Here is a 10,078-nt window from a genome sequence, read left to right on the forward strand (position 1 = left end):
CAACCTGGAGCTGAGCGAGCGCTTCTTCTGTGCGCTTCGGGAACAGCTGGGTCGCACCCTCGAGGAACTCGAGGCTGCGGAAGCAGGGTGGTCGGAGGATCCGCGCTATCCGGACGAACTTCCGATCAATGAATTCCACATGCAATTCACGCTGGACATGGGCCTGCACAAGACGCGGGCCCTGGTCGCGTGGGTCGACAAATCGCTGGGTCGCATTCGCGCGCGCCAGCAAACGCAAACCTGAAGGGGGCACTGAGATGGAAATGCTGTACACGTTGTTTCTCAAGACGCACATGGTTGCCGGATTGGCGGCACTGGCTGTCTTCTGGCTGCCGGCGCTGACGAAGAAAGGCAGCCCGGTTCATCGCAAGGCGGGAAAGTGGTTCGTGATCGCAATGACCATCGTGGCCATTACCGGTATTCCATTGACGGCGCGTGCCTACCTGCTGGGGCATTGGGTGAGCGCGACCTTCCTCGCGTACCTGCTGGTGATCACGATGACCGCGATTTCCACCGCATGGTTCTCACCGAAGCTGAAGCATGACCGGAACCGTTATTACGGCATGCCGTACAAGCTGCTTTCCGCGTTGAATGTGGCAGCAGGTGCCAGCGTGCTGTATCTCGGCATCGCCAATGACGTGATCCTGCTCACGCTGTTTTCGTCCATCGGAATCATTGCTGGTATCGACGGGCTGAGGCGAGCAAGGAAAAAAGATGAACTTTCCGCCAAATGGTGGCTGGAAGAACATCTTGCCGGCATGATCGGTGCCGGTATCGCAGCGCATGTTGCTTTCGGTGCGTTTGGCCTGCGCCAGGTCATGCCGCAGTACGGAGCCTTTGACGGCTTCGTTGGCATGTTGCCGTGGATCCTGCCGGTGGTGGTCGGCGTTGCGGCATCCATATATTCCACACGCAAGTACGCACCGAAGCAGAAACAACCGACCGCGTAAACGGGCCGGAATTCAGACAAGTACAACATTTCAAGGAGGAATGCATGATCGCAAGCATGTTGCTGGTGGCAGGGCTCGGATGCGCCGACCTGCCAGGCATGAACGAGGATTTCGACAGCGAAACCATTGACCGAGGAGCGCTGGCCGCGCTGGTTGAAGCCGAAAGCCCGTGTGCCGAGGCGCTTGCAGTGCAAGGTCGCCTTCATATGCAGGCTGGCGAAACCGATGCCGGCGTGGAGACATTCGAGCAACTTGTCGAGACACATGGCGAGCGTTCAATGTCTCATGCCTGGCTGGGACGAGCGCTGCTGAGCCGGGCAAGTCGTGACAGCTCGCTCTCCGATGCAAAGTCGGCGGTCCGGTCACTGGAAAAGGCCATCAAGCTGGATCCGATGAATTTCGAGGCGCGCGAAACACTGGCTTCGTTTCATCGCAATGCGCCCTGGATCGCGGGCGGTGACATGGACGTGGCGGAAGAGCAGGCCGAATTCATCATGCAGCATGACCGACGTCGTGGCATCGGCGTTGTCGTGAGCAATCTGGTCGCTGATGGCGATGAAGACGAGGCCATCGAACTGATGCAGGCCACGCTTGTGGAGCATCCGGAATGGGACGATATCGCCGTGCAGCTTGCGGTTGCCTGGCATGAAGAAAAAGAGTTCGCCAAGGCTCACGACTTGCTGGCCGATTATGCCGCAAAGCCTGAACCGCTGCCGATGGCTGTATACCAGCTTGGCAGGACGGCAGCACTGTCAGGGCAGTTCATCGATGACGGCCGCCGTGCCATGCAGCGTTATATCGCCATGGTCGAGGTCGATGATTCTCTTGGCGTTCCGGCAACGTCGGCTTACTGGCGATTGGGCAACATCGAGGAACACGCGGGTGATATCGAAGCGGCGAGAGCTGCTTATCGAAAAGCAGTCGAGCTTGAACCCGAAAACGAGGTGGCACGAAAAGCGCTCGCAGACCTGGACTGATCCAGGCTTCAACATGCATAAAAAAAGCCCGGCCAATGCCGGGCTTTTTCATGGGCGCAACAGCAATCAGGCTGCTGCGTGTTCCTTGGCACGCGGGCCTTCGAGCAGTGCGTGGCGCACGGCCTCGACGATCATGTCGACTTCGTCGGAGGTGATGTTGAAGTGCGGAGTGAAACGCAGCGAGTTTGCACCACCATGGATCACGCCCACGCCCTGCATGCGCATGTATTCCTCGGTGGAACCTTCGCCGTAGCACTTGTAGTTCGAGGCGAGTTCGCAGGAGAACAAGAGGCCCGTACCCTGGACGCCGGTGATGCGGCCATCGAGTTCACCCGCCAGCTTTTCCAGCTTCTCGACGAATTCCTTGCCCTTCGCCTGGATGTTTTCACGCATGGCCGGGGTAATGGCGCCCAGCATGGCGGTGCCGACATCCAGTGCACGCGGGTTGGCGGTCATGGTGTTGCCGTAGATGCCCTTGCGGTACAGCTCGGCAGCGCGCTGGTTCATTGCCAGCACGGACAGCGGATACTGGCCGGCATTCAGCGCCTTGGAGTAGGTCTCCATGTCCGGTGCTTCCAGGCCTTCGAAGCCGGGGTAGTCGACAATGGACAGGTAGCCGGTGGTGCGCAGGCCAGCCTGGATGGCATCCATCAGCAGCAGCGAGCCGTGCGCCTTGGTCAGTTCGCGCGCAGCGGCATAGAACTCCGGCGTCACGCCCATGCCCGGGTTGCCTTCACCCATCACCGGTTCCATGAACATGGTCTCGATGAACACATTGTTCGCTTCGGCTTCCTTGAAGACGCGCTTCAGGTCGTCGACGTCGTTCGGGATGACCGTCAGCAGGTCGTCCTTGCCACGGTAGCTGGCCAGGTGGCTGGCATAGGTCTTGCGGGTGGAGTGCGAGAACTGCGCCGGGCGGTCGGTACGGCCATGGAAGGCACCCGTCAGCGCGACCTTCTTGATGGTCTTGCCGGCATGCTTGCCGTTCGGGTCGGTCGCAAGCTTGGCGTTGACGTCCGAGATGCGGGCAGCAACCGTGACGGCTTCCGAACCGGAATTCATGCACAGGAACTTGTCGTAGGGGCAGCCGTCCTTGCGCTGGTTGCCGATTTCCTTGCGGATGGCCTGGGCGAAGCGCTTCTGGCTGAACGAGGCCGTCATGATGTTGGCCATGACGTGCGGCTGGTTCATCGCATTCAGGATGACCTGCGGCGCATGACCGAGACCCAGCATGCCGTAGCCGCCATTATCGTGCAGCACGGCACCCTTGAGGGTGACGATCCACGGGCCACGGGCGGCCAGCGGCACGTACGGGTTCACGACGTCGTCGTTGTAGAAATTGACGTAATCATCCTGCAGGGCGTGGACCTGGTCCCATTCGTCCTTGCCGATGAGGTCGGGGTATTCCTGGCGGACACATTCGAAGGCGCCATGCGCTTCCTCGACGGCCTGCGCCAGCAGGGGATCGTTCTTGCTGAAGCGCTCGATGACGTCGTCAGCCAGGCCCTTGGTGACGATTTCTCCGCCCTGGGCACGCAGTTCTTTGAGCATGTCCATCATTTTCATGAATAACACCCGTTCTTGTTTTCGAAATATTGAAAGCCGGCCGACATGCCTCGTGAGGATCCCGGCAGGGAGTAAAGTGTATTGATTGCCCGGTCACCCGCCGGCCCTGAGGGCCTTGATGGCGGGGCTTCACGCCCGGGAAACAGCCGCTGAGCTTACCATAAGGCCCGCTGTCGGAGCGAATCCGAGGCCCGCCGAAACCACAGGAAAGCGTCCAGAATCAGGCACATGGCCGTCAAGGGAGCCTGAACAACGTCTCCGCATTGCGGGTCGTCGCCGCCGCGACCGCCTCGACAGGCTGACCCATTTCCTCGGCCAGCCGCGCAACGATATGTGGCAGGTGCCTGGGCTCGTTCCGGCGACCCTTCGGCTTTTCGGGCAGGTCGCGGGGCAGCAGGTAGGGGGCGTCGGTTTCAACCATGACCCGGTCCAGCGGCAGGAATCTTGCCGCCTGTCGCAGGGCCTCGCCGCGCCGCTCGTCGCAGAGCCAGCCGGTGATGCCGACGTACATGCCGAGATCGAGGAGATCCCGCAGCTCGTCCGGACCATCGGTGAAGCAGTGCACCACCGCGCCATTGGCCATGGCGGCCGGTTCGTTTCGCAGGATGTCCAGCAAGTCCCGATGGGCCTCGCGCTGGTGAAGGAACAACGGCTTGCCGGTCTCCGCGGCGATGGAGAGCTGGCCTTCCAGGGCATTGACCTGCGCTTCGCGCGACGAGTAATTGCGGAAGAAGTCCAGTCCACATTCGCCAACGGCCACCACGTTGGCGGACGCAAGGAGTGCACGCAGCGCAGCAAGGGCTTCGCCGTCCAGTTCGCTGGCGTGATGCGGATGAATCCCTGCGGTCGCGAACCAGTCATTGCGGGCGGCCGCAAGCGCCTCGGCCTGCTGGCTGGCCTCGACCGTTGTTCCGGTGATGATGCAGCGCCGAACGCCGAGTTCGCTGGCTGCAGCCATCATCTCCTCGCGGTCGCTGTCGAAACTGTCGTGGGTCAGGTTGAGGCCGATATCGATCAAGTCCATGTGTTGCCCTTTAAATCGGGTTGCTGCGTCCCCATATCCTGCCATGAAGCAAAGCATTCTTCAGTCCTGCACAAGCAGGGAATCTTTGCGGTACGCTGTGTCTGCATGGATAATGAAATCGTGTCCAGAGGGGGGCACGAAGGAGCCAAGAGAATGAATGACCAGATCGATACCGACGAATTGAAAGAGAATCTCAAGTCCCAGGATACCTGGCTGCGCCTCGTATTCATCGTGCTGTACGGTGCCATCCTGTGGGCCACTTCGGTGGTGCTCGGCCTTGTAGTGGTATTCCAGTTCCTGATGATGCTGTTCACGCGGCATACCCAGGAGAGCCTGGTGTCCTTCGGTGCCAGCCTGGCGGAATTCGTGCGCCAGATCGTGGCCTACCTGACCTTCAACACGGAGGAAAAGCCGTTTCCTTTCGGTGACTGGCCGGCCGGCAACAAGCCGGCGGCAAAGAAGAAGGCAGCTGCGAAGAAGAAGACCAGCTGAGGTTCTTGCCTGAACGAAAAAGCCCCGCAAGGCGGGGCTTTTTTTATGCTTGCTGGCGCCAGTCAGTCTTCGCGCCACTTGAAGGCGAGCGAGCCCAGGCCAAGGAAGACGGCCGTCATGCCAAGCAATACCGCGATGTTGACGGTCACCTCCGCAAGGCCGCCGCCATCGATCATCACCGTGCGGGCGGCTTCCAGCATGTGGGTCAGCGGAAAGATGTAGGACGCGAACTGCACGATCTCCGGGCTGCCCTCCAGCGAAAACCAGACGCCGGACAGCACCATCATCGGCCAGGTCACCAGGTTCAGCAGGCCACCGGCCAGTTCCTCGCTGGTCACGCGGGCCGCCACCAGCAGGCCCAGTGAAATCATGGCAATTGCTCCCAGCGTGGTGACGAGCAACAGCAGCCAGTAGGAGCCGTTCATCATGAAATCGAGGAAAAAGTCCGTACCGATGTAGACCGCGACGGTAATGGCCATGATCAGCAGCAAGCGGGATGCCACCTGCGCCGAGATGAACTCGATGGCGCGCAAGGGCGTGGCGTTGAGGCGCTTCAGGAAGCCCGACTTGCGGTAGCGGACGATGACGTATCCGACCCCGAACAGGCAGGAGAACATCATGTTCATGCCGAGGATGCCCGGCACCAGCCAGTCCACGTATCGCACCTCGCGGCCCTCGGCGAGCTCCTTGCGGTAGTCCCCGGCGGGCAGCATCTGCTCGAGCACGTAGCCCCGCGGCGAGCTGGAATTCACCCAGTAGTGCGGTGGTGATTCGCGCAGGTCCAGCAACATGTCGACCTGGTGCCGGGAAACCTTTTCGATCGCGGTGACCTGGTCTTCAGCCGTGAAGAACTGGATGTGCTGGGTCTCCAGGAACGGCTCGTCCAGCGTGTCGAGGCTGGCCGCGTGATGCAGCACCGCGACCTTGAACATGGCCTTGTTGTCGTCGCTGAAGATGAACCCGAGACCGATGACGAGGACCACGGGCAGGATGATGTTCCAGCCGAGGGTCGAGCGGTCGCGGATGAACTCGCGGTTGCGGGCATTGAAGATGGCGAGAAAGCGTTTCATGTCAGGCGCGCAGCTCCTTGCCGGTCAGTTCCAGGAACAGGTCTTCCAGGGTGCGCTCACGGATGATGAGCTCGTCCAGCGGAATCTCGCATTCCAGCAGTTGCTTGATGGTGGCATTCACGTCCTTGACCAGCAGCTCCACCGACTCGCCGTGCCGGTACAGCGGGTAGGGCAGCGATTCCAGCGCCGCCGCATGCCGGGCTGGCAACTGGAGAACGCTGTCATTGAAATGCTTCTTCAGCAGTTCACGGGGCGTACCCTCTGCAATGATCCGGCCATGGTCCATGATGGCAATGCGATCGCAGAGGATGTAGGCCTCCTCCATGTAGTGCGTGGTCAGCAGGATGGTCTTGTCGCGCGCCTTGATGCGCTCCACCAGTGACCAGAAGTTGCGACGGGCCTGGGGGTCCAGCCCGGTGGTGGGCTCGTCCAGGAACACGATATCCGGATCGTTCACCAGGGCGATGGCGAGCAGCAGCCGCTGCCGCTGGCCGCCCGATACCTTGCGGGCATCCTGGTCGATGAAGGCATCCAGCGAACACAGCTCAACCAGCTCGTCGATGGCCATCCCGCCCGGGTACAGGTCCGCGAACATCTGCAATGTCTCCAGCACCGTCTGGTTGTCCTGCAGGGCGGTGGACTGGAACTGGATGCCCGATTCCAGCTTGAAGCGGCGGCCCTGCGATTCACCCTTGTAGAGGATTTCGCCCGAACTGGCCGTGGTTATCCCCTCGATGATCTCGATGGTGGTGGTCTTGCCAGCGCCGTTCGGGCCCAGCAAGCCGAAGCAGCTGCCCGGCTCGATGGCCAGGCTCAGGCCGTCGACGGCTTGCACGCCGGGGTAGCGCTTGAAGATATCTTTCACTTCCAGGATGGGAGACATGTCGATTCCTTGATTTCCCCGGGCTTGCCGGGTGCTCCGGCGGGCATCAATCCGTGAGCTTGATTTGGCATGTGCCCGCAAATTCCGGCTAAACTGGATTGTACATGTTCGCCTGCAGGTATAGGGGAATGCCGCGAGGACGCGCGGTCCGGCCGGGGCGATACGAGGAAACAAGCAAGGAGCGGAAGGAACCATGAGAAAGCTGGGGCTTTTGATACTCGTTGCCATGTTGTCGCTGCCGGTGCACGCCTCCGACCAGCGCGACGTGGTACTGGTGCTGGACAACTCGGGCAGCATGCGGGCGAACGATCCGGCGCGTCTCAGCGTGTCCGCGGTTACCGATTTCATCCGGGCCCAGGCGGGCGGCACGCGCGTTGCCATCGTGATTTTCGATGGCTCGCCACGTCTTGTGCAGCCGCTGACCGAGGTCACCTTCGACAACAAGGACGTCCTGCTGAGCAGCCTGGATCGGCTGAATTTCAGTGGCCAGTGGACCGATACGGCTTCGGCGATAGAGCGCGGTCTCTACGAGCTCCGTCTCAACGGGCGCATGGAGGCGGACAAGGCCATCATCCTGATGACCGACGGCATCATCGACACCGGTGTTCCGGCCAGGGATGTCGAAAAAGCACAATGGCTGCGCGAGGACCTGGCCGAAGACGCTGCTGATGAGGGTATTCGCGTATTCGCCGTGGCCTTTACCGAGAATGCCGATTTCCAGTTGCTGCAAAGCGTGGCGCAGGCAACGGATGCGGAGTATTTCCGGGCCATCCGGGCCGAAGACATCGCACCGGTCCTGCGGCGTATCGATCGCGTGCTGGACACGCCGCGGCGCCTGGCACAACAGTCATCGGACAGGGGCGATTTCCTCTCCCGCTCGCCTTCCACCGATAGCGGGTCTGAGGATTTCACGACGCCGACGGAACCGGCTGGCGGCGACGAACCCGAACGCATCGTCTATCGCGAGCCGGCAACTGTCCAGGCTGACAGCGACACGGCCGACGGGTCGGCCGAGCCTGGCGACCAGGCCGAGGAGGAAGAAACCTCCAGCCTGCGCGTCATCCTGATGATCCTGGCCTTGCTGGTGCTGGGCGCGGTAGGCGTGAGCATCTTCTGGGGCGACGCGGTCATGGGCTTCCTGAAGCGCACCACCAGCCGCAAGGAAACCGAGGATCATGGTCCCTCGGCCGTGCTGTATGACGTCTATGATCCATCCGACATCAAGCGCTACGAGCTGGGCCTGAAGCCCGCGGTGATCGGCAGGGTTTCGGGTTCGGACCCCTCCATGGATTACATCGTGGTGGACGAGCGTACGGTCGGACGCTGGCATGCGACCATCGAGCGACGCGGCCAGTCCTTCTGGATCCGTGACGAGGGAAGTGTCAACGGCACCTTCGTCAACGACCAGCGCGTGACCACCGAACACCCGTTGAAGCACGGGGACCTTGTCCGCGTGCACCGCCACGAATTCGAGTTCGTCATCCCGGAGCTTTTCGATTCCGATCGCACGATGATCTCGCCGGAAGCGAAGATGAAGAAGCCCGAGGAATCCGACGCCGATTGAGTGCGTGTCGAGGGGAATAAAAAAAGGCGCCTTGCGGCGCCTTTTTTCATGATCGCGACAGCTTCAGTCCTTGAAGAACAAGGGTCCGGCCTTGCTGGTGCCGCTGGCGATCTCTTCCATGGTGTCGGTGCGATACAGACGGCCATTGACCATCACGTGTGACACCGAATCCGTGTTGCGGATGTTTTCCAGCGGATTCGCGTCGAGGATGGCGATGTCCGCCAGCTTGCCGACTTCCAGCGAACCCAGGTGAGCGTCCATGCCGATGTACTTCGCACCGGCAAGCGTGCCGGCACGCAGGACTTCCAGTGCACTCATGCCGCCCTGGTCGAACATCCACATCTCCCAGTGCGCTGCCAGCCCCTCGCGCTGGCCATGAGCACCGAGCTGTACGTCCACGCCGGCATCCAGCAACTGCTTGGTCGCTTCGGCTACCTTGATGTGGTTGTAGTCGCCCTCCGGTGCCATGGGGCGACGGCGGGCACGCGGTGCGACCCGCTCGTAAGGCACCCAGTTCATCAGGCGCTCGTTTTCCAGCACGTTGCTGTGCTGGTACCAGTAGTTCTCGCCCATGATGCCGCCGTAGGCAACGCCCAGCGTCGGGGTGTAGCCGACATCGTTCTGCGACCAGAGCTGCAGGACATCGTCATAGACATTTTCCACCGACAGGGAGTGTTCGATGCCGGTATGGCCATCGACAATCATGGTCATGTTGGTCTGGAACAGGGCGCCACCCTCGGGCACGACCAGCATGTCGAGCTGACGTCCGGCTTCGAGAATCTGCTGGCGCTGGTCGCGACGTGGCTGGTTGTAGCTCTTGACCGAAAATGCACCAACGGCTTTCATGCGGCGAAGATGGGACAGGGCGTCATCCAGGTCGTCCACCTCGGCAGTGATCGAAATGGTAGCGCCGTACAGGATCGTGCCTGTCGAGAAGATGCGGGGTGCGATGATCTCACCGGCGCGCGCCATCTCGGCGGCGGCAAAGATGGTGCTGGTGTCGTTCGATGGATCGTGAATCGTGGTCACACCAAAGGCCAGCGATGCCATGTTCACCCAGTTGGTTTCCGGGATGAACTCGCTGGAACCCTGGGCGCCGTGCCAGTGCACATCGATGAAGCCCGGTACCAGGGTCTTGCCGCTGACATCGACAGCTTCATAGCCGGCGGGAATCTCGATGTTCGCACCGACGGCCTCGATGCGATTGCCGTTCACCAGCACCGTTCCCTGTTCAATGACTTCATCACCGTTCATGGTGATGATTCGGCCGCCGACGAGGGCAATCCTGCTGCCTGGCTTGTCGGTTGCCGTATCGAATCCGATATCCAATCCGACAGCCGGTTCATCGGACAGCTCTTCACCGTCAGCGAGAAACGCGAAGGCTTCATCCAGCGAGCGGGAGAACAGCTCGGGACCGGTCATCCAGTACAAGGTGTCGCTGCCACCGTTCCAGTGCAGGTAGTCACCGGTATCGCGCGAGACCTTTGCGGTCGGGATGGCCTTGGTGTCCGGACCGATGCTGATGCTCTTGCCGGTCTTCACGAACGGCGTG

Annotated in this window: 10 protein-coding genes; 5 read left to right on the forward strand and 5 right to left on the reverse strand. The window is 61.1% G+C overall.

Going from position 1 to position 10,078, the window contains the following annotated elements:
* From R3217_09305 to R3217_09315, 3 genes are all read left to right on the forward strand, one after another.
* The coding region (locus R3217_09305) for a hypothetical protein (protein ID MDX1455639.1) at positions 1-244 on the forward strand (244 nt) is incomplete at its 5' end.
* A gap of 19 nt (positions 245-263) precedes the next feature.
* On the forward strand, positions 264-950 hold the full coding sequence (locus R3217_09310; protein MDX1455640.1) for a hypothetical protein: 687 nt from the start codon (positions 264-266) through the stop codon (positions 948-950).
* A 44-nt stretch (positions 951-994) separates the two neighbouring features.
* A complete protein-coding gene (locus R3217_09315) occupies positions 995-1,927 on the forward strand; it encodes a tetratricopeptide repeat protein (GenBank protein ID MDX1455641.1) in 933 nt (310 codons plus the stop codon).
* Between the two features lie 66 nt (positions 1,928-1,993).
* Here the strand turns inward: R3217_09315 and R3217_09320 are convergent, their stop codons facing one another.
* Complete coding sequence (locus R3217_09320) at positions 1,994-3,493, reverse strand: aminotransferase class III-fold pyridoxal phosphate-dependent enzyme (GenBank protein MDX1455642.1); 1,500 nt, start codon at positions 3,491-3,493, stop codon at positions 1,994-1,996.
* A gap of 235 nt (positions 3,494-3,728) precedes the next feature.
* Positions 3,729-4,517 (reverse strand): TatD family hydrolase, encoded by a 789-nt coding sequence (locus R3217_09325; GenBank protein MDX1455643.1) that lies wholly within the window; start codon positions 4,515-4,517, stop codon positions 3,729-3,731.
* A gap of 153 nt (positions 4,518-4,670) precedes the next feature.
* Here R3217_09325 and R3217_09330 point away from each other — a divergent pair, with 153 nt between their 5' ends.
* Positions 4,671-5,009 (forward strand): DUF4389 domain-containing protein, encoded by a 339-nt coding sequence (locus tag R3217_09330; protein MDX1455644.1) that lies wholly within the window; start codon positions 4,671-4,673, stop codon positions 5,007-5,009.
* 62 nt (positions 5,010-5,071) lie between these two features.
* Here R3217_09330 and R3217_09335 read toward each other — a convergent pair whose 3' ends face one another.
* Together R3217_09335 and R3217_09340 are read right to left on the reverse strand one after the other, a co-directional pair.
* Positions 5,072-6,079, reverse strand: a complete 1,008-nt coding sequence (locus R3217_09335; protein MDX1455645.1) for an ABC transporter permease — start codon at positions 6,077-6,079, stop codon at positions 5,072-5,074.
* 1 nt (position 6,080) lies between these two features.
* Positions 6,081-6,962 carry an ABC transporter ATP-binding protein gene (locus tag R3217_09340; protein MDX1455646.1) on the reverse strand — a complete coding sequence of 294 codons (882 nt, stop codon included), beginning with the start codon at positions 6,960-6,962 and terminating at the stop codon, positions 6,081-6,083.
* 193 nt (positions 6,963-7,155) lie between these two features.
* On the opposite strand from R3217_09340, the gene R3217_09345 reads away from it, so the two are divergent.
* Entirely contained in the window at positions 7,156-8,526 is a 1,371-nt protein-coding gene (locus R3217_09345) for a VWA domain-containing protein (GenBank protein ID MDX1455647.1), read from the forward strand.
* A gap of 63 nt (positions 8,527-8,589) precedes the next feature.
* Here the strand turns inward: R3217_09345 and R3217_09350 are convergent.
* Positions 8,590-10,078, reverse strand: a 1,489-nt coding sequence (locus R3217_09350; protein ID MDX1455648.1) for an amidohydrolase family protein, incomplete at its 5' end; no start/stop codon positions are given.

The organism is Gammaproteobacteria bacterium (genome assembly GCA_033720895.1).
In the GTDB taxonomy this organism is placed as follows: Bacteria; Pseudomonadota; Gammaproteobacteria; order Natronospirales; family JAJUFS01; genus JAWWBS01.

What these genes read in the sequence shown, in the direction of transcription:
- R3217_09315 (MDX1455641.1), top strand. Translation starts at nt 995, where the DNA reads ATGATCGCAAGCATGTTGCTGGTGGCAGGGCTCGGATGCGCCGACCTG.
- R3217_09325 (MDX1455643.1), bottom strand. Translation starts at nt 4,517, where the DNA reads ATGGACTTGATCGATATCGGCCTCAACCTGACCCACGACAGTTTCGAC.
- R3217_09335 (MDX1455645.1), bottom strand. Translation starts at nt 6,079, where the DNA reads ATGAAACGCTTTCTCGCCATCTTCAATGCCCGCAACCGCGAGTTCATC.
- R3217_09320 (MDX1455642.1), bottom strand. Translation starts at nt 3,493, where the DNA reads ATGAAAATGATGGACATGCTCAAAGAACTGCGTGCCCAGGGCGGAGAA.
- R3217_09345 (MDX1455647.1), top strand. Translation starts at nt 7,156, where the DNA reads ATGAGAAAGCTGGGGCTTTTGATACTCGTTGCCATGTTGTCGCTGCCG.
- R3217_09340 (MDX1455646.1), bottom strand. Translation starts at nt 6,962, where the DNA reads ATGTCTCCCATCCTGGAAGTGAAAGATATCTTCAAGCGCTACCCCGGC.
- R3217_09310 (MDX1455640.1), top strand. Translation starts at nt 264, where the DNA reads ATGCTGTACACGTTGTTTCTCAAGACGCACATGGTTGCCGGATTGGCG.
- R3217_09330 (MDX1455644.1), top strand. Translation starts at nt 4,671, where the DNA reads ATGAATGACCAGATCGATACCGACGAATTGAAAGAGAATCTCAAGTCC.